Source organism: Paenibacillus naphthalenovorans (assembly GCF_900099895.1).
Taxonomy (GTDB): domain Bacteria; phylum Bacillota; class Bacilli; order Paenibacillales; family NBRC-103111; genus Paenibacillus_G; species Paenibacillus_G naphthalenovorans.
Genome location: NZ_FNDY01000003.1, coordinates 43,816 through 62,500 on the forward strand (window position 1 = coordinate 43,816; position 18,685 = coordinate 62,500).

An 18,685-nucleotide genomic window follows, 5' to 3' on the forward strand; every position below is an offset into this window, starting at 1 on the left:
GACATGAGTTTGGTTGTCAACAATATTACCGATTTAATCGGCAGAACCCCGCTGGTCCATTTGAACAAAGTGGTTCCTGAGGGAAGTGCGGACATTTATCTCAAGCTGGAGTTTTTTAACCCCGGCAGCAGCGTCAAGGACCGCATCGCGATCAGCATCGTCGAGGAGGCTGAGCGGGAAGGCAAGCTGAAGCCGGGAGATACGATTGTGGAGGCGACAAGCGGCAATACCGGAATCGGGCTTGCGATGGTTGCGGCAGCCAGAGGGTACAAGGCGCTTCTGGTTATGCCGGAAACGATGAGCCTGGAGCGGCGCAATCTGCTGCGCGCCTACGGTGCCAGCCTTGTGCTGACGCCCGGAGCCGAGGGGATGAAGGGCGCGATACGCGTGGCCAAGGAACTGGTTGACCGCCACCCGGAATACTTTCCCGCCCGGCAGTTTGACAACCCCGCCAATGTGAAAATCCACAGGGAGACGACGGGGCCGGAGATCGTCAAAGCGATAGAGTCGCTTGGCGGCACGCTGGACGGATTCGTTGCCGGCATCGGCACCGGCGGAACGATTACGGGCGCTGGAGAGGTGCTGCGCAAGCATTATCCGTCCATCCATATCGCGGCGGTCGAGCCTGCGGCATCTGCGGTGCTATCGGGCGGCAATCCGGGCTCGCACAAGATACAAGGGATTGGAGCGGGTTTCGTGCCGGGAATACTGGACACGAGCATCTATGACGAAATTATCCAGGTGACGAATGAAGAGGCGTTCGAAACTGCACGGCGAGTGGCGAAGGAAGAAGGCATACTGGGCGGCATATCTTCAGGAGCGGCTATACATGCGGCACTGCAGCTGGCGGCCAGACTTGGAAGCGGCAAGCGAATCGTCACGATTATTCCAAGCAATGGAGAACGTTACCTCTCTACAGTGCTGTATGCGGAGGAACAACAGATATAATCGAACAGAATTCAAGCCCTCTGTTTTAGTGAAACAAACACCGGGGCGCCGGGGATTATCCCGTAGTACAAAAGGTATCCCGCTTACAGGCTTTTCACAGCATAAGCAAGCGCAATATCATAGCAAATACCACCTTTCATCGGGTGGTATTTTTTATGGTTTATGCCGGTTTTGTACGGATTGCGTTGTCACGAAAGCCATTTGGTTGAGATCCGGCCGAACTTCTATATATTCCTCGCTCTACCTTTGTTTCCTGTATGTTTTTTTATGCAAAGGGAACTGGGATAAAATCGCATCCTATCTGTCTGATAAAGCCCAAATATTTACAACGTATTATGTATCGGGCAAATAGCTCGCAACACACCTTTGTTAATTCAGCTATTTTTTCTGTACTTTGCTTTGCCAAGCCTGGGCATAAAGATTCCGGGTGATACAACGGCGATTATTGCCATGACTTTTCTCGGAGGGGGCTACATGACAGAGGTGTTCCGTTCGGGGTTGGAGGCGGTACAGAAGAGTAAGGTCGAGGCTGGACTAGCCATAGGACTGTCTAAGGGACAACTTCTAAGATTTATTTTGCTTCCGCAGGCCGTCCGAATTTCTATTCCTGCGTTCATAGGGAATTTCATTTTTCTGCTTAAGGAGACATCGGTCGTCTCCGCCATCGCTATTCCCGAACTGCTTTATACAACAACGGATCTGATCGCGACTTATTATAAAACGTTTGAGATGTTTATCATGCTTGCGGCATTTTACCTTATCCTCATTCTTCCGTTGTCCCTGTGTTTATCCTTTTTCGAAAGGAAGTTAACCTATGGACAATTCGGTAATTAGTTTATTGTTTACATCCCTTCCGTTATTGTTTAACGGAGTTATTCAAACTTTATGGATTGCTGTTTATTCTTTATGTATAAGTACAGTCTGCGGTATTGTATTTGGAATTTTCAGAATGTCCTCTATCCGGGGAATTCAAATGAGAACCTATGTAGAAATATTTCGGGCAGTACCCGTTCTTGTATTTATGTTTTTCTTTTTTTCGGACTTCCCATTCTGTGGGGGATAGAAGTCCCCGGTATGCTGGCAGCCGTTCTTTTGCATAAACTTTATGACGAATACCTGAAAAAAGAATTTGGTCCTGAAATCAATCCGGATGATATTGTTGTTGAAGGCGGAAAACTATAAATATTTACCTAACAAAGAAAAAAGAAGTGCATCCGTTTTCTTCATGAATCGGATGTACTTCCCATTTTTGGTATTTACTTGATCTTCTTTGATTATCCGTTCACTAAGAGATCTTTAAGCAGCTTAATTTGCTTTCTTTCTCCAGCTATAACAAGCGTCATATCCGCCGACAGCCGGTCATCCGGGCCGGGATTGATTTTCTGTCGATGCTTCTCCACAATGGCAAGGATCGTGGCTCCGGTCCTTTGACGAACTTGCAATTCAGCGATAGATTGATTAATGCATTTAAAGTGCGACTCGACTTTGCACCATTCAATAACCAATTCGTCTAGGGATACCTCAATCGTTTCCAACGCTTGGGGTTTATAGTTCATTCCGCCGATGATAGCCGCGATCTGTCTGGCTTCATCGTCATCCAGGGTGACCTGGGAGATGGTCTTGTCCGGGTCGTCATCTTCGAAATGGTATAGTTCCCTTCTGCCGTCGTCATGAATGACAATCACCATTTTATCCCCCGATCTCGCTTCCAACTGGAATTTTTTTCCGATCCCCGGCAGATCGCATTCTCTTATCGTACTCATTATCAATATCCTCCGTTCGGATTACCCCATATTTTTAAGCTTTTCTTGTGACTTGCTCCATTTGAATATTTTATTTAAGCCATTATAAATGTGTTTCGACTCTTTTGCCAACAGGGGTCCAACAATTGCCAATACCAAGACATAAAGAGCGGAAAATGGTTTAAGCAGCGGCATTAGCCCTCCGGCTACGCCTAAGTTAGCTACAATGATGGTAAATTCCCCACGCGCCATAACGGTAAGCCCGATATTCATAGAAGCCTTATGGGACAGACCTGCCTTGCGACCGGCTATCATTCCGGAAATCATATTTCCCAGGATGGTCAGCAGCACGGCTCCAATAGCTAACCATGCAGCATTGCCAAGGGTTAGAGGATCAATACTTAAACCAAAGCTAAAGAAGAACACGGCACCGAAGAAATCCCGGAATGGAATAACCAGATGCTCAATTCTCTTGCTATGCTCCGTTTCGGATAAAGCCAAGCCAAACAACAATGCGCCGATCGCTTCGGCTACATGTAAGGTTTCTGAGAATCCGGCAATGAAAAATAACGTAGAAAATACGACAATAATAAAGATTTCATTTGAGGTGATATTTAACAATTTGTTTAATACAGGAGTTCCTTTTCTGGCAATCAGGAAAAACAAAAGCATATACCCGATGGAGATCCCTACAGAAAGAAGGATTCCTCCGATGGATGTCGCGCCTCCCAGAAGCAGGCCTGACATGACCGACAGGAATACGGCAAGAAAAAGGTCATCGAACAAAATCATACCCAGGATTAACTCGGTTTCGGAGTTCCCGGTACGTCTGAGGTCAACCAGAACTTTAGCCACGATCGCCGTAGAGGATACGGACAGCATGCCAGCGATGATTAAAGTTTCATACAATGGGAAATTGACCAAAAAACCATAAGCTAACCCAATCGAGAAGTTCAGTAGAACGTATACTGTTCCTCCAAAAACAATGTTACGGCCGGATTTGATCAATTTGGAAACAGAGAACTCCAGTCCTATGTAAAATAGAAGAAAGAGTACCCCGATTCGCCCGAGGAATGAAATCACTTCCTGGCTTTCTATAAATGTAAAGTCAAATATACCGAGTGTCGGCGCATGCGGGCCGACGACCATGCCGAGAATAATTAAAAAGGGTATGATGGAGAACTTTAGTTTGCCGGCAATGACGGAAGCAATTGCAATTAACATTAATGCGGTTCCAACCTCAAAAATCATATGATCCAATGTTTATCCCCCCTGTTGTTTCTTACTTGGTAACCTGAAAGAAAGTCTTCACCCCTTTTGCATAAAATATTCTGTCCCGGTATAGACACAGCCTTAGTATGACCCGTCAGTAGTTGTAATATCAGTAAAAATATCCATTTCGCGCTTCATCGCAACGCCTAGGGTTCAAAAAAGGCAGCACCCCCGTTTCCGCTGATGGCACACACGAAAGCTTGATTCGAAAACGCCATTTTTCTCATGACTAATCCCTCCATACGATAAAATAACCCCTATACGGGGCTTACCAACATCATAACAAATTCCCTGCTTTTGTCCAGTTCAATTCCATATCGCACGTCCTTCCAATCTTTTATACAAGCCTTATTGAAAGAGGTTTTCAAAGCGACAACGTTTAAAGAAAGCCACAAGATGGTTCTATCATGTTCAAACCGGCGAAATGTGTCAGATGTTGTGAAATTTTCTCTTGAAACGATGGAGAAGAGTGTGTACTATATACAAGGTAAAACCTCATACAACAACTCGTATAATTTTGGGAATATGGCCCATAAGTTTCTACCGGCCGACCACTATAATCGGCCGACTATGAGTGAAAGCGCATCTAGGGTTCCGTTTCTTTTTTTGATTTTACAAAGAAAGAAAGGCTGGTCCAAGCGATGCGGACACTTTTGTGTTACACCAAAAGGGATAAAAACCCAGAAGGACAGGCTTCACTTGAGAGGAACTGCTCAAGGAGCCTGTCCTTTTTCAGTTGGAAAAGGAGCGATAAACGCAGAATGGAATTATTGATGGAACGTATTCGTCAAGAGGGATTGATTCTGTCCGACACGGTGCTGAAGGTGGATTCGTTTTTGAATCATCAGGTGGATACGCAGCTCGCATTGGAGATTGGACGGGAGTTTGCGCGGTTGTTCGGCGATAAGCCCGTAACCAAGGTGCTGACCATCGAGGCCAGCGGCATTCAGTTTGCGATGGCGACGGGAATTGCGCTGAATGTCCCCTTTATTTATGCAAAAAAGAAGAAGGCCGTCACGCTTTCCGAGAAGGTGTATTCGGCACCCGTATATTCGTTTACCCGGCAAGAAATGTACCAGGTTAGCGTTTCGCAGAAATACCTGAGCCCGGGCGATAAAGTGCTGATTATAGATGATTTCCTGGCTACAGGCGCGGCGCTGGCGGGGCTGGTCGATATCGTAAGAGAATCGGGAGCCGAGCTGGTAGGGGTAGGCTGCGTGATCGAAAAAAGCTTTCAGGAAGGCCGCAGTCTGCTGGAAAAAAAGGGTGTCCTTGTACATTCCTTGGCCCGGATTGCTTCGATGTCGCCGGGTGAGATTCATTTTGTGCAAGACCATCGTTTATGCCATCAAGGTCAAGGGAGAATGTAGCATGTTAAGCAAACAAAAAGTCATTACCCTGGGTTTTCAGCATGTGCTGGCCATGTATGCCGGGGCTGTTATCGTACCGCTGATTGTCGGGGGAGCGCTCAATCTGACCAGCTCGCAAATCGCATATCTGATCGCGGCCGATTTATTTACATGCGGCATCGCCACGATCCTGCAGGTGATGGGAACAAAATATTTTGGCAGCGGGCTGCCCGTTATTTTGGGATGTACCTTTACGGCAGTCGGTCCGATCATTGCCATCGCCTCTACGTCGAATTTGGCGACAGCGTACGGAGCCATTATCCTGTCCGGTTTATTCGTTATTTTAGCCGCCCCGCTGTATGGAAAGATGCTTAAATTTTTCCCTACCGTTGTGACCGGTTCGGTCGTGACGATTATCGGTCTTTCCCTGATTCCGGTAGCGATGAACAACGCCGCTGGCGGTCAAGGGAGCCCCGATTTCGGCCAGCCGGGCCATTTGCTGCTCGCGCTGTTCACGCTGCTGGTTATTCTTGTAGTGAACCGGTTGGCTACCGGATTTTTACGGGCCATTTCCGTGCTTGTCGGGTTGATTGCCGGAACGGCCGCAGGCTATGCCATGGGTATCGTCAGCTTCTCGTCCGTTTCGTCAGCGTCATGGATTAGCGTTGCCCAGCCTTTTTACTTCGGCATTCCTGAAATCAGCATCACCGCGATTATTACCATGATCATCGTAAATATCGTCAGCATGGTGGAGTCCACAGGCGTTTATTTTGCCGTCGGCAAAGCCACCGATCAAAAAGTCGAGAACAAGCAGATCGTCAACGGGCTGCGTTCCGAAGGTCTTGCCATTATGCTGGGCGGGATTTTCAATGCGTTTCCTTATACCGCTTTCTCTCAAAATGTCGGCTTGATTACGCTCACTCGCGTGAAATCACGGGATGTCATTTTTGCTGCGGGAGGCATCATGGTTGTTCTGGGCTTGCTGCCTAAGCTGGCGGCCTTAACGACCGTCATTCCCAATGCGGTGCTTGGGGGTGCGATGATCGTCATGTTCGGATCGGTCGCTGCCGCGGGGATATCGATTTTGTCGGGTGTTGACCTGCGCCAGGGAGACAATCTGCTGATTGCCGCCTGCAGCATCGCTGTCGGTCTGGGCTCGGCCACCCTTCCCCAGATGTTCGACCAGCTTCCGGGCTTCGCCAAAATGTTAATGCAAAACGGCATCGTGTCCGGTTCCTTGACCGCCATTCTTTTGAATCTGTTCCTGTCCAAGCGAAATGCCGCCGCCGCGGAGGTTGTTCAGGAAGCTTAATACGTCGTTGCCAATCGCTCCCGTACCTGGTTTTGGGGGCGATTTTTTTTATGAAGCCGGGAAAGTAACAAAAAAGGAAAAATTTTAAAATTTATCATTGAAATGAAAGCGCTATCGTTTTATAATGAGTTCAATGAAACGTTTTACTGACAAACGGACCCATTTTATTCATTTTTTAATAACGTTTCATTAAGGAGTGGATCATGACGCCGACTATAAAAGATGTAGCCGCCGCCGCGGGAGTTTCCATCGGTACGGTTTCGAAGGTGATTAACAAATCGGGCTTTGTCAGCGAGAAGATCAGAGAAAGAGTCCTGCTTGCAATTACTCTATTAAATTATAAACCAAATGCGGTGGCCAGGAGCTTGAAACAATCCAAGACGCATTTGATCGGCATCATTGTCGATGATATTTCCAACCTGTACATGATGAAAATCATAAAATCAGTCGAGAATCTGGCGACGGAAATGGAGTACAATCTCATTTCCTGCTCTCACAATAACCGGCCGGAGGAAGAAAGGAAGGCGCTCCAGCGGCTGATGGAAAAGCGCGTGGACGGTATTATCATGGTGCCTACAGGAAGCAACTTGGATGAACTCAATATGCCGAATAACATTCCCGTGATCTTGATTGACAGAAAGGTTGAAAATGCCCGCTTCGATACGGTAGTCCATGAGAACATCAATACTTCGATCACGCTGGTTCAGCATTTGTATTTGCATGGCCGCCGCAAATTTCTTTTTATCCATGGGGCCCTCCGTCATTCGGTCGAGATCGAAAGAGTTAACGGTATCAAAAAAGCGATTCATCTTCTGGGGCTCGATATGAGCGCACAAGTGTTTCTAGAAGTCGGAGCGGCGCTCGGACACATTTCGGCAGAAGTGCGAAAATATCTGGAGCATTCGGGATTGCCGGAGGGCATATATGCGACGAATCACTTGGCTTTAGCCGGAACGGTTAGAGCTTTATGGGATATGGGCGTTCATGTGCCGGAAGAAGTATCGGTGGCGGGCTTCGGTGATATTGATACCTATGGCCTGTTGCGTCCAAGCTTCACTTTAGCGAAGGAAGACCCCTGCGAAGTAGGGAAAATCGCTTCCGAGCTCCTTTTTGAAAGGATCGAATTCGATAAGCAAGTTGACCAGCCTAAAGAGTTTCTTGTAACGCCTAAAATAACGATCGGGACTTCTTGCGGTACTCACGTCAGACCATAAAGTACCACAAGAAGTTTTATTTAAGGCATGCAGTAAAACGTTTCACTCTAATTGAAAGCGATTACATCAAGGTTGGGAGTGATGCAGGGTATAAAAATCAAAATACTGGTCGCTACATTCGGTTGGATTCAGGCATGGTAAAAAGGCGGTTCTCATTACAACATTATGGAGGGTGATGTCGATGAAAAAAATGTTTAGTTTGCTTTTTGCAGTAACCATGGTGGTTTTGCTGGCTGCTTGCGGATCGAACAGTAGTAATGAAACGGGTAATTCTTCCGCTAAAAATACTCCGGAGCCCGGCACTAATGCGGAAAACAAGCCGGATCATGGAAAGCTGACCATCGGGATGTCGAACTCCATTTTAAGCATAGATTTTTTCGTTGCGCTCAAGCAGGGTGTTGAGCAGGGGGCCGCTAAAAACGGGTACCAAGTCATTAATACTAATGCCAACGGTGATGCAGCCAAGCAAGTTGCCGACATTGAGGATATGATTCAAAAAGGCGTGGACGCGATTATCGTAAACCCGCAGGATGTCGATGCTATTGTTCCTGCGATTGAAAAAGCGAATCAAGCGAAAATCCCCGTGATCGCCTTGGACCGGGGTGCCTCGGCCGGTGAATTGCTGTCCTTCCTTGAAACGGATAACGTGGAAATGGGACGTAAAGCAGCAGATTATATTGCGGAAAAATTGAAAGAAAAGAATGGGGATTACATAGGAAATGTGGTGGAATTGCAAGGGCTGTTAGGAACGACTGCAGCCCGCGACCGAGGCAAGGGATTTAATGATCAGATGCAGCAGAAATACCCGGACATCAAAATCGTTGCACGCCAAGCGGCGGACTTTAACCAGGAGAAGGCGCTGAATGTGACGACGAATATTCTCCAGGCCAACGCCCAAATCGATGCGATCTTTGGACATAATGACGACAATACGGTAGGCGCTGCCAATGCGATTGATCAAGCCGGACGATTTAAGCCGATCGGAGATAAGGAGCATATCGTCATTATTGGGATTGACGGCACCCGCCAAGCGATCCAGGCCATTAAAGATGGACGAATCGATGCCACGATTTCTCAAGTTCCCATCGAGATGGGGGAAATGGCTGTAGAATATGCGAAGCAGGCTCTGGTGGATCAAAAAACGGTAGAAAAGCATACCTTTACCCGTAACTTCCTTGTCACCAAGGAGAATGTAGATAAAGAAAAATTGTGGGCAACGGAACTGAAGAACTGAGCCATTCGCGAAATTGAAATTTAAAGGGGTACAGCTTCGCCATTCGTACTCTTCTAAACCAAGATAAGGGGGGCCAATGGTGGCTGAGTCAGCAACCTTATTGAAGATGACGGGGATCTCCAAATCCTTTGCCGGGGTCAAAGCCTTGGATCAAGTTCATTTAGAATTGAACAAAGGTGAAGTCATCGGTCTTCTCGGGGAAAACGGAGCCGGAAAATCGACATTAATGAAAATATTAAGCGGCATCTACACACCGGATACCGGCGAGATCTGGTTAGAAAATCAGAAATTATCTCTGCGGGGTCCCAGGCACTCCCAAAGCGCAGGAATCAGCATCATTCATCAGGAGCTCAATTTATTGCCTCATTTGACCGTAGCGGAAAATATTTTTATTCAATCCTTGCCGCAAAAAGGAATCGCATTGGATAAGAAAAAGCTGTTCCAGGATGCCCAGCAGCTTCTTGATGAGCTTGGATTCCATATTCATCCGAAGACCCTTGTCGGTGAGCTCACCGTGGGCGCCCAACAGATGGTAGAGATTGCGAAAGCCTTATCCTTTCAATCGAAAGTGATCATTATGGATGAGCCCACATCAGCGATTACGGAACAAGAAACGGCAAAGCTGTTTGAAATCATACGTTCTTTAAAGGCAAAAGGAATTGCGACGATCTACATCTCCCACCGCATGGAGGAAATTTACGAAATCTGCGATCGGATTGTCGTTCTTCGCGATGGCTGCAATGCCGGAGAAGGGTTATCTGCCGACCTGAAGCCGGAGCAGATTGTGAGGATGCTGGTCGGAAGGGAAATGACGCAAATCTTTCCCCAACGAAAGGGACGGCCTGGCGGGGAAGTGGTGATGGAAGTAAAGGACTTCACTCGAAAGGGCGTATTTGAGAATATCTCTTTTCGGCTGCATAAAGGGGAAATTCTCGGCTTCTCCGGATTAATGGGCTCCGGCCGAACCGAGTTAATGGAATCTGTTTTTGGAATGGAGCCGGTTACCGGTGGGGAATTCATGGTTCATGGGAGCCGGGTCAACATCCGATCGACTCAGGATGCGATCGCAAAGGGGTTCGCCCTGGTTCCGGAAGATCGCCGAAAGCATGGCTTGATCGGTCATTTTACCGTGATTCAAAACGTAACGATCGCGACCCTGAAAAATATATCCGGATTTCTTCAAAAAATCAATTTTAAGAAAGAAAGGGAAATTGCCGATCGGTATATTGCCCAACTCCGCATCAAGACCCCCAGCGGGGAAACCGTGATTTCCAACCTGAGCGGAGGCAATCAACAGAAGGTCATCATCGCGAAATGGCTGGAGTCCCAACCAAGGATTCTGATTCTGGATGAACCTACGCGAGGCATTGATATCGGAGCTAAAGCCGAAATTTATCACATCATCCATGAGCTTGCCGCCCAAGGTACGGCTATTATTCTTATTTCTTCTGAATTGCCGGAGGTGATTGGCCTGAGCGATCGGATTCTGGTGATGGCCGGCGGAAGAATCACCGGCGAATTCCATCGGGAGGAAGCCACGCCTGAAAAAATTATGCTTTGCGCTACAAGAGGGGGGTACACATGAACGAAGAAAACTTGGCAGCCAATCAGTCCTCCACAGACAAAATAGGTATTGCCGGCAAGAAGGCACTATACGCGAACCAACAGAATCAGATGCTTGCCTGGTTATCGAAAAATAAAGTGCTTATCGCGTTATTGCTGCTTTGCGTATTTTTTTCTATATCTACAGAACAATTTTTAAGGATGGATAACATTCAAAATATCTTTTTGCAAAGCGCCATCATGGGAATTGTTGCCATCGGCATGACTTATGTCATTATTACAGCCGGCATCGATCTGGGGGTCGGTTCGATTGTTGCAGTCACCGGAATGGTCATTGCAGGTATGATTAATTCCGGCGTACCGATCATCGCAGCCATCCTGGCGGGGCTGTTGATCGGGATGATAAGCGGCATCATCAACGGATTCTTCATTACCAGATTTCATATGGCGCCGTTCATTGTCACTTTGGGAATGATGGCTGCGGCCCGTTCGGTTACCCTTGTATATTCCGATGCCCAAACGATCTCGGTATATAAGGACCCGTTCCTGCAATATCTCCGAATGGGCAAAATCGCGGGTATTCCGGTGATGATCCTGATTACCGCGGTATTGTTCCTGATCGCCGGCTATGTGCTGTCTAACACGGTATTCGGCCGTCATGTATATGCGATAGGAAGCAACAAAAAGGCGGCTGAAGTTTCCGGTATTCCTGTAAAACGGATCGAAATGATGGTATATGTGATTGCCGGCACATTGGCTGCGGTCGGCGGACTCATGATGACCGCGAGGCTGGGGTCCGGGACGCCTCTCGCCGGAGTAAACCTGGAGTTAATGGCCATCGCCGCTGTGGTGATTGGCGGAACGAGTCTTTCCGGCGGAAGGGGAACTATTTTCGGCACGCTGATCGGGGTTCTGCTCATTAACGTATTAAATACAGGCATGAACCTCATGAATATATCTTCCCACTACCAGGGATTAATCATGGGTGCGGTTATCCTCTTAGCTGCGCTGATTGATTCTGTAAGCAATAAAAAATCCAAATAAATGGATGGCCTGCATTTCTATAACATTTAATTATTGGAGGAAGATCAATCATGGAGCAAAAAACCAATGGGATGAAAAAATTTATTAACGATCCTGAAACCGTAGTGGATGATATGCTGGAAGGCTTGCTTATTGCCCATTCCGATCAATTGAAGAGCGTCCGAAGCGATAACCGCGCCCTGGTTAGAGCTGATTCCCCTATCCAGGGGAAAGTGGCTATCGCTACCGGCGGGGGCTCCGGGCATCTTCCTTTATTTCTTGGTTATGTCGGCAAAGGAATGCTTGACGGCGTAGCGGTAGGAGACATTTTTGCTTCTCCAAGCTCGCAGCAAATGCTGGATGTCACCCGTTCGATCCATGGCGGAGAAGGCGTCTTATATATTTACGGGAATTATGGCGGAGATGTCATGAATTTTGATATGGCCGCTGAATTAGCCGATTTGGACGGTATTCGTGTGGAGACGGTCGTGGCCACCGATGATGCGGCCTCGATGCCGAAGGGATATGAACACCAACGCCGAGGCGTAGCGGGGATGTTCTACCTGTACAAATTAGCCGCTGCCAAAGCGGAGCAGTTTGCCAGCCTCGATGAGGTGAAACGAATCGCCGAGAAAGCAAATTCAAACGTGCGTACCATGGGGGTTGCCCTTACCCCTTGCATTCTGCCTGCCGTCGGCCGCCCTACGTTCGAAATCGGAGAGGGAGAAATGGAAATCGGGATGGGAATTCATGGGGAGCCGGGCATTCAACGCGGAAAACTTCAAACCGCCGATGAAGTGGCGCAAACCCTGGTCACCGCCATTCTTCAGGATATGCCGATCGATAAGGGCAGCGATGTGTCTGTTCTGATTAATGGACTGGGCGCTACGCCGTTAGAAGAGCTATATATTTTTTACCGGTCTGTTCATAAGCTGTTAGAGGAGAAAGGGATCCATATCTATAACCGTTATATCGGCGAGTATGCCACATCCTTGGAGATGGCGGGTCTCTCCATATCCATCCTGCGTCTTGACGATGAATTGCGCGAACTGCTGGATGCCCCATTTGCCACTCCGTTTCGAATTCAGAATTAAATCACTTCCTGCAAAGATACAAAGGCTGGCGACAAGGAGAGATCATATGAAAGAAACACTGAATGTCCAAGACATCAAAAACATTTTACAAGAGATCAGCAGAATTATGGATGAAAACAAAGATTACCTGTGTAAGCTGGATGGCGCTTTAGGAGACGGCGATATCGGATTGACGATGTCGAAAGGATTTCGGGCCGTGGTTGAAAACTTGCCGAATACCTCCAACGAGAATATCGGTGTCGTATTGATGAATAGCGCTGTGGTGATGGGGGAAACGGTAGCTTCAACGATGGGAACCTTAATGGCTTCCGCCATCATCCGTGGCGGGAAAGTGACTCAGGGCAAATCGGAATTGACTGCCGAGGATTTGCTGACAATGACCAGAGCGATGGTTCACGCTTTAGTGGAGCGCGGTAAAGCGAAGGCTGGCGAAAAAACGGTTTTGGATTCGATTATTCCGGCGATGGAGGCATTAGAGGCGGCTGCGAAAGAAGGCAAGTCTTTGAAGGAGACGATTAACGAGGCTTATGCTGCGGCAGACAAGGGTGCCAGGCACACCATTGAAATGCAGGCCAGACACGGCAGGGCCGGGAGGTATCTCGAACGTTCCATCGGGCTTCAGGATCCGGGAGCTACGGTCGGCGCACTCTTCTTTAAAGGATTTTCAAACTATGTCAATGCCGGGACGTTTACTTCAGCATAGAGGTGCGGGTTCACACTGCCGCTCATGCACACCCGTAAAATGAAGGTGAATTTCACTGCCGTTATCGTTTCGGCACCGAAAGGAGCTCTCCTGAATGAAAAACCGGTTTGGAGGTGAATGTCCCGAATGAATCCGGATGAGGCCAAAGCCATGATTCTTGATATTGGACAACGAATGTACAGCAAAGAGTGGGTGGCGTCCAACGACGGGAACATCAGCGTAAAATTGGACGCCGACCGGGTATTGGTTACCCCTACCCGGCAAAGCAAGGGCTATATGACCGCTGGGATGCTATCCATTGTCGATCGGCAGGGGCATGTCCTCGAGGGTACCTATCAGCCCACTTCAGAGTTAAAGATGCATCTTAAAATTTACGAAATGCGTCCGGATGTCAACGCTGTCGTGCATGCCCATCCTCCATTCGCCACCTCATTTGCCGTTGCAGGCATACCCTTAGACCGATATATTCTGGCCGAAGCGGTATTTGAGCTGGGGAAGGTTCCGATTGCTCCCTATGCTACGCCTTCCACGGATGAATTAACGGACTCTTTCGTCGATTTGCTTTCAGAGCATGATTGCTTTCTATTGAAAAATCATGGAGCGACAACGATGGGGATCGATCTGATGACGGCTTATTATAAGATGGAATCGTTAGAACATTTGGCAAAAATCATGAACTATGCATCGAGCCTGGGGAAGATGGATGAAATCCCGCAGGACAAGGTCCGGGTGCTTGAAGGGATGAGACAGAAGTACGGCATTCATGGCAGACAGCCCAAGTCAACCGTATAATTCGGAAATCAAACCGGGAACAGCGAAAAGCATCTTCCTTCAGCTTGACGAGGGAAGATGCTTATTGCTGTCAATGCCGTCTCAGTCACGAACCGCAGCCAAGCCGGAGATTTCCCGCAAAATTTCATCCTTGATCTGATCTATCCGGCGGAAATCCGTGGACTGGGCATAGATTTGCTCCAGTTCATCCTGAAGCGATTTGGCCTGCGCCAGGTGCTGTATGGATGCTTTCATTTGTACGGCGTACCGCGCTTTGATGCCGCTTAACGCATCCGCATGGGCTTCGTCCGTACCCGGTTGGATGCAGCGCTTATACATATCCACGATCTCGTCGGAAGCGCGGTCGGGATCATACTCATGCGGCGCCGTGCTGTCAAAAATGGCGAAGCCCAACTCCCGCACGATGACCATATCCAGACTGTTCGGGTCGAAGCCGCAGTGGTAGATTTCCACATCGAAGCCGCGTTCCATCCCTGCGGCCGCGAGCTTTTTCAGCAGGGTGGACTTACCTGAACCGGCCCGGCCTTTAATGAAGTACCTTTTCAGATTTTCGGTCAGATTCGGAACAAAATCGACCGCGCCTTTCGGAGTGGCCGCTCCCAAAAAACGGTGGTCTACCCGGCTCCGCTTCTCCAATCTCCGATCGCCGTAGAGGAGCTGTATATACTCATTCGTCAGTTCATCGGCTGCTTGAAAATTCATGTTGGCGATATAAACCGTTTCCCATTCATCATGAATGCGCAGCGCTTCCGCAAACCCGGCATATGCGCGTTCATGGGCCTGCTGAATGGTCTCATGCAGGAGTTCGATCTCCGTTTGCCGGGCGGTAAGCCGTGCCGCATCCACGGTCTCTTCCAAGTTCACGTATCGCACAACCGTCCCCGGCTCCAGGGGTTCTATTTCACGCAGGGCCGTCCCATCGATGACTCCCGCCTTTAGAGCGGGGATAATCAAACCGTCCAGCGCGTCATTGTCCGAAGGGCTATGAATCAGCCAGATATCATAGCACTCCTCAGCCAAGCGGCTTCCTATCGTCCGAATCAAACTCGATTTTCCTGTCACCGGCCCCCCTTTTAAAATAAAAAGCCGCTCCAGACCTTGTATGGATGAATCGAACAGGTTGGCAAAGCCGCGAGCGGTATTTCCGCTCGCATAGAAGTTTTCGACGATTCCACTCATCACCGTCACACCTTTCCGGGCTAATGTCATGGCGCATAGTTTATCGTATGACAACCCTGTCAAAAGGGTGCAGGAGAACTCAGCGTTATCCATGGAGCCTGAGTATCCTTTTTCAACCGGGGGAGATATAATGATAATAGAGTGATAGATTTCCAATACTACATAATACAGGAGTGGTCTAGCGTATGTATAGCGGTTTTTTGAGAGGCTTTATGCACCGGCACGAATCTCCGGTTCAATATATATTGCGGCTGGATGAAAACGAAGTTCAACTGAATGACTGGATTGGAGAGCAGCTTGAAATCCGGTTTTTACATGAAATCCGATGCATTCATTGCAGCAGAAAAATAAAAAAAACATATAATTCCGGCTACTGCTATCCATGCTTTATCGCTTTAGCCGAAAATGACCTGTGCATCGTAAAACCGCATGAATGCCACTTTGATCAAGGAACATGCAGGGATGAAGCTTTCGCCCAAACCCATTGCATGGTTCCGCACTATGTTTATCTGGCGGTAAGCAGCGGTCTCAAGGTGGGTCTGACCCGAAAGGGCAACCAAATGAAGCGCTGGACGGATCAAGGAGCCGTACAGGCGATTCCGATTGCCGAGCTGCCGACAAGAAAGCTTGCGGGAGAGCTGGAATTTGAGCTCAGCAAGCATGTGATGGACAAAACGGACTGGCGCAAAATGCTGAAGGGCGAAGTCAGCGAGATTGAACTGCTTCAAAGCAGAGATGAAATTCTCGCTCACGTTCCGGAAGCCTTTAAGCCGTATCTGCTCGACGACACGAAGGTATTTGAATTCCTCTATCCGCAATTGGAGCCGGTTCAGAAAATCAAGACGTATGACCTGGACAAATCACCGGTCATTACGGATCGTCTGATCGGCATCAAGGGCAGCTACCTCATGTTCGGGCAGGCGGTCATGAATGTAAAAAAGTTCAGCGGATACAGAGTATCCATATCGCGCGGCGTTGAGCAGGCGGCGCAGTAATGTTCCGGATACTCCCGAAAGCCAAAAGCACGATACACCTGAACCTGGTTGTATCGTGCTTTTCATTATCCTTCCTGCGCCCATTCCTTGAGGATGCGGTCACGCGGAAGGAAGAAGGTCAGCAGGCCGATCAGCGGAAGGCAGCTGACCATCTGCATGACCGCGGGAAGGTGCAGGATGTCGATCAGTCCGCCGAGCGCCACGGCTCCCAGTGCCCCGAGACCGAAGGCCAAACCCGTGATGAGTCCGGATACGGTGCCAATCTTGCCCGGGATCAGTTCCTGAGCGTAAACTACTGTGACGGAGAAGCTCGACAAGAGGATAAACCCATTGATGAGCAGAATGACGTACGCCCAGAATGCATTGGCATAAGGCAAAAGCACAGCCAGCGGCGCGGAGCCTACCATGGAGAAGAAGATCAGGTTGCGCCGTCCGAATCTATCGGACAGCGGACCGCCCATGAAGGTGCCGAGCGCGCCCGCCGCGGCGAACAGGAAGATGTAGATTTGGGCCTTTTCCAAAGGAATGCCGAACTTTTCCATCAAGTAAAACGGATAATAAATGGTCACGCCCGCATGATACCAAGACCGGGCGAACACGAGAAAAATCAATGTCACGACGGCGAAAGTGATTTGTTTTTTGCGCAGAGGACTCATCACCCGTACGCCGTTCTTTTTTGCGGCGGGCCGATGAGCCGCGATATACCCGCTGTACCAGCGGGAAATGAAGAGCTGGACAAGAATGGCCATTCCGGCTACGGCTGTGAACCAGATCGCTCCGAATTGTCCGAGCGGTACGAAGATAAGGGCAGTCATGATCGGAGCCAAGGATTGGCCTGAGTTGCCGCCGACCTGAAAGATCGATTGCGCTAGTCCGCGCCTAGAGCCCCCGGCCATGTATGCCACGCGCGAGCCTTCCGGGTGGAAAACGGCGGAGCCGAGTCCGACGAGCAGCACGGACAGCAGAACCATCCAATACGTCGGCGCCAGAGCCAATCCCAATACCCCGATGAAGGTGAACCCCATTCCCAGGGGCAGCATGTAGGGAGAAGGGCGGCGATCCGAATAAAGGCCGATGACCGGCTGCATGACCGAAGCGGTCATGTTTAACGCAAACACAATAAGACCAGACTGCATGTAGGTCAAATTCATGGAATCCTTCAAAATAGGCAGAATCGCCGGTATAATCGATTGAATCGAATCGTTGAACAAATGAACTAAACTGATGGCAAGCAGTATGCGGAATACGGTTGGTTTCACGTTGGACTCCGGGGCCTTCTGAAAGACCGGTCCTGAAGCCGCTGCTCCGGTTTGTACCTGCATGGCAGGAAGCTCCTTTCCCGATTAGGCGCTAACGGCCTAATCCTTCCGTTTCGTTGTTCCGAGCGCTTCTCCCATGGCAACCCTGCTGCCGACCTTCAAATCCTGGCGCGGGTTAAAGGTGCCCGATTCGGTCAGCAGCACGACGGTGGATCCAAATTCGAAGTAGGCTAACTCGTCGCCGCGGTTTAGCTCTGCCGGAAGCGGGGTAACGTATTGGATGCTGCTCACATTCAGCGCCCCTACCTTCACGACGGCGACTTCCCCGGTTTCATGCTGAATATACGTAATCAACCGCTCATTGCGGCTGAGAACCCGGCGCATATGCTTGAGTCCGAAATCGTTCACCGGATATACCTTGCCTGCGACATGCTCCTTCTCCAGAATCGTCCCTGTTACGGGCGAATGGATCCGGTGATAGTCGGTAGGACTCAAATACAAGACAAAATAGAATCCGTGTTTGTAATTGATCGTGCGGGGACTTTGATTAAGCAGCTCATCAATCGTATAGTCCTGGCCTTTGACATTGACGATCAACCCCTCCTGAACGCCGCCCATTCCTGTAATCAGGGCATCGACGGGACTGACCACCGTATCCGGCGTTTCATCGATCGGACGCAATCCGCTTTTTAACCTGCGGGTAAAAAAATCATTTAAAGAAGCATACTCATGAACCGCTTTTTCCGCATCCTGTTCGCGAATGCCATAAGTACGAATAAAGCGTGGAATCAATGCTTTGCTGGCTCTGGATTTGGCGAATGCTCCTGTCAGCTTTGATACGGTCTTGCGCGAAGAAAGCTCGGTCAGAAGCCGGAATAGCGAAATCTTCATAATCGAAAGGTTCACCTGTTTTCTCTTCATAATGTTAAGTAAGCGAATCTAACGCTTATCTTGACACAGAACGAAGCACAAAGCAAACATAAATCGACCCTTAAAAAGGAAGAAA

18 protein-coding genes and 1 riboswitch are annotated in these 18,685 nt (G+C 48.9%); of the genes, 13 read left to right on the top strand and 5 right to left on the bottom strand.

Annotated elements, in window-relative coordinates; genetic code table 11:
- Positions 1 to 3: 3 nt before the first annotated feature.
- The 3 genes from cysK to BLT35_RS27870 all read left to right on the top strand — a co-directional run bounded on the left by cysK (position 4) and on the right by BLT35_RS27870 (position 2,011).
- Positions 4 to 948, top strand: a complete 945-nt coding sequence (gene cysK, locus BLT35_RS04150; protein WP_074727085.1) for a cysteine synthase A — start codon at positions 4 to 6, stop codon at positions 946 to 948.
- Positions 949 to 1,296: 348 nt separating this feature from the next.
- A complete protein-coding gene (locus BLT35_RS04155) occupies positions 1,297 to 1,782 on the top strand; it encodes an amino acid ABC transporter permease (RefSeq protein ID WP_302848185.1) in 486 nt (161 codons plus the stop codon).
- Positions 1,763 to 2,011 (top strand): ABC transporter permease subunit, encoded by a 249-nt coding sequence (locus tag BLT35_RS27870; protein ID WP_074727087.1) that lies wholly within the window; start codon positions 1,763 to 1,765, stop codon positions 2,009 to 2,011. Before BLT35_RS04155 ends, BLT35_RS27870 begins: the two co-directional genes overlap by 20 nt.
- Before the next feature lie 211 nt (positions 2,012 to 2,222).
- Here BLT35_RS27870 and BLT35_RS04165 read toward each other — a convergent pair whose 3' ends face one another.
- Positions 2,223 to 2,711, bottom strand: a complete 489-nt coding sequence (locus BLT35_RS04165; protein WP_054818933.1) for a cation:proton antiporter regulatory subunit — start codon at positions 2,709 to 2,711, stop codon at positions 2,223 to 2,225.
- 21 nt (positions 2,712 to 2,732) lie between these two features.
- Entirely contained in the window at positions 2,733 to 3,950 is a 1,218-nt protein-coding gene (locus BLT35_RS04170) for a cation:proton antiporter (RefSeq protein ID WP_062409328.1), read from the bottom strand.
- Positions 3,951 to 4,449: 499 nt separating this feature from the next.
- Positions 4,450 to 4,553, top strand: a riboswitch (purine riboswitch).
- 170 nt (positions 4,554 to 4,723) lie between these two features.
- On the opposite strand from BLT35_RS04170, the gene BLT35_RS04175 reads away from it, so the two are divergent.
- From BLT35_RS04175 to BLT35_RS04215, 9 genes are all read left to right on the top strand, one after another.
- Positions 4,724 to 5,332, top strand: a complete 609-nt coding sequence (locus BLT35_RS04175) for a xanthine phosphoribosyltransferase (protein ID WP_074727088.1) — start codon at positions 4,724 to 4,726, stop codon at positions 5,330 to 5,332.
- Position 5,333: 1 nt separating this feature from the next.
- Positions 5,334 to 6,623, top strand: coding sequence for a nucleobase:cation symporter-2 family protein (locus BLT35_RS04180; RefSeq protein WP_062409326.1), 1,290 nt, complete (start codon positions 5,334 to 5,336; stop codon positions 6,621 to 6,623).
- Between the two features lie 203 nt (positions 6,624 to 6,826).
- Positions 6,827 to 7,837: a LacI family DNA-binding transcriptional regulator gene (locus BLT35_RS04185; RefSeq protein ID WP_074727089.1), complete on the top strand. Its 1,011-nt coding sequence runs from the start codon at positions 6,827 to 6,829 to the stop codon at positions 7,835 to 7,837.
- A gap of 181 nt (positions 7,838 to 8,018) precedes the next feature.
- On the top strand, positions 8,019 to 9,071 hold the full coding sequence (locus BLT35_RS04190) for a sugar ABC transporter substrate-binding protein (RefSeq protein ID WP_062409324.1): 1,053 nt from the start codon (positions 8,019 to 8,021) through the stop codon (positions 9,069 to 9,071).
- A 76-nt stretch (positions 9,072 to 9,147) separates the two neighbouring features.
- On the top strand, positions 9,148 to 10,656 hold the full coding sequence (locus tag BLT35_RS04195; RefSeq protein WP_074727090.1) for a sugar ABC transporter ATP-binding protein: 1,509 nt from the start codon (positions 9,148 to 9,150) through the stop codon (positions 10,654 to 10,656).
- The gene (locus tag BLT35_RS04200; RefSeq protein ID WP_082660823.1) at positions 10,653 to 11,678 is read left to right on the top strand and encodes an ABC transporter permease; all 1,026 of its coding nucleotides are present in this window, start codon (positions 10,653 to 10,655) and stop codon (positions 11,676 to 11,678) included. Before BLT35_RS04195 ends, BLT35_RS04200 begins: the two co-directional genes overlap by 4 nt.
- A gap of 71 nt (positions 11,679 to 11,749) precedes the next feature.
- Positions 11,750 to 12,751, top strand: coding sequence for a dihydroxyacetone kinase subunit DhaK (locus tag BLT35_RS04205; protein ID WP_074727208.1), 1,002 nt, complete (start codon positions 11,750 to 11,752; stop codon positions 12,749 to 12,751).
- A gap of 46 nt (positions 12,752 to 12,797) precedes the next feature.
- Entirely contained in the window at positions 12,798 to 13,454 is a 657-nt protein-coding gene (gene dhaL / locus BLT35_RS04210) for a dihydroxyacetone kinase subunit DhaL (protein WP_062409322.1), read from the top strand.
- A 126-nt stretch (positions 13,455 to 13,580) separates the two neighbouring features.
- Positions 13,581 to 14,246, top strand: a complete 666-nt coding sequence (locus tag BLT35_RS04215; RefSeq protein ID WP_062409321.1) for a class II aldolase/adducin family protein — start codon at positions 13,581 to 13,583, stop codon at positions 14,244 to 14,246.
- 81 nt (positions 14,247 to 14,327) lie between these two features.
- Here the strand turns inward: BLT35_RS04215 and BLT35_RS04220 are convergent, their stop codons facing one another.
- The gene (locus BLT35_RS04220; protein WP_074727091.1) at positions 14,328 to 15,425 is read right to left on the bottom strand and encodes a PRK06851 family protein; all 1,098 of its coding nucleotides are present in this window, start codon (positions 15,423 to 15,425) and stop codon (positions 14,328 to 14,330) included.
- A gap of 185 nt (positions 15,426 to 15,610) precedes the next feature.
- On the opposite strand from BLT35_RS04220, the gene BLT35_RS04225 reads away from it, so the two are divergent.
- Complete coding sequence (locus BLT35_RS04225) at positions 15,611 to 16,420, top strand: DUF2797 domain-containing protein (RefSeq protein WP_062409319.1); 810 nt, start codon at positions 15,611 to 15,613, stop codon at positions 16,418 to 16,420.
- Positions 16,421 to 16,485: 65 nt separating this feature from the next.
- Here BLT35_RS04225 and BLT35_RS04230 read toward each other — a convergent pair whose 3' ends face one another.
- Positions 16,486 to 17,742, bottom strand: a complete 1,257-nt coding sequence (locus tag BLT35_RS04230) for an MFS transporter (protein ID WP_074727092.1) — start codon at positions 17,740 to 17,742, stop codon at positions 16,486 to 16,488.
- Between the two features lie 36 nt (positions 17,743 to 17,778).
- The gene (gene asd / locus BLT35_RS04235) at positions 17,779 to 18,570 is read right to left on the bottom strand and encodes an archaetidylserine decarboxylase (protein ID WP_062409317.1); all 792 of its coding nucleotides are present in this window, start codon (positions 18,568 to 18,570) and stop codon (positions 17,779 to 17,781) included.
- Between the last annotated feature and the right edge of the window lie 115 nt (positions 18,571 to 18,685).

Coding starts and splice junctions, on each gene's coding strand:
- BLT35_RS04215 (WP_062409321.1), top strand. CDS start 13,581: ATGAATCCGGATGAGGCCAAAGCCATGATTCTTGATATTGGACAACGA.
- BLT35_RS04195 (WP_074727090.1), top strand. CDS start 9,148: ATGGTGGCTGAGTCAGCAACCTTATTGAAGATGACGGGGATCTCCAAA.
- asd (WP_062409317.1), bottom strand. CDS start 18,570: ATGAAGATTTCGCTATTCCGGCTTCTGACCGAGCTTTCTTCGCGCAAG.
- BLT35_RS04200 (WP_082660823.1), top strand. CDS start 10,653: ATGAACGAAGAAAACTTGGCAGCCAATCAGTCCTCCACAGACAAAATA.
- BLT35_RS04190 (WP_062409324.1), top strand. CDS start 8,019: ATGAAAAAAATGTTTAGTTTGCTTTTTGCAGTAACCATGGTGGTTTTG.
- dhaL (WP_062409322.1), top strand. CDS start 12,798: ATGAAAGAAACACTGAATGTCCAAGACATCAAAAACATTTTACAAGAG.
- BLT35_RS04220 (WP_074727091.1), bottom strand. CDS start 15,425: ATGAGTGGAATCGTCGAAAACTTCTATGCGAGCGGAAATACCGCTCGC.
- BLT35_RS04205 (WP_074727208.1), top strand. CDS start 11,750: ATGAAAAAATTTATTAACGATCCTGAAACCGTAGTGGATGATATGCTG.
- BLT35_RS27870 (WP_074727087.1), top strand. CDS start 1,763: ATGGACAATTCGGTAATTAGTTTATTGTTTACATCCCTTCCGTTATTG.
- BLT35_RS04230 (WP_074727092.1), bottom strand. CDS start 17,742: ATGCAGGTACAAACCGGAGCAGCGGCTTCAGGACCGGTCTTTCAGAAG.
- BLT35_RS04225 (WP_062409319.1), top strand. CDS start 15,611: ATGTATAGCGGTTTTTTGAGAGGCTTTATGCACCGGCACGAATCTCCG.
- BLT35_RS04175 (WP_074727088.1), top strand. CDS start 4,724: ATGGAATTATTGATGGAACGTATTCGTCAAGAGGGATTGATTCTGTCC.
- BLT35_RS04180 (WP_062409326.1), top strand. CDS start 5,334: ATGTTAAGCAAACAAAAAGTCATTACCCTGGGTTTTCAGCATGTGCTG.
- cysK (WP_074727085.1), top strand. CDS start 4: ATGAGTTTGGTTGTCAACAATATTACCGATTTAATCGGCAGAACCCCG.
- BLT35_RS04165 (WP_054818933.1), bottom strand. CDS start 2,711: ATGAGTACGATAAGAGAATGCGATCTGCCGGGGATCGGAAAAAAATTC.
- BLT35_RS04185 (WP_074727089.1), top strand. CDS start 6,827: ATGACGCCGACTATAAAAGATGTAGCCGCCGCCGCGGGAGTTTCCATC.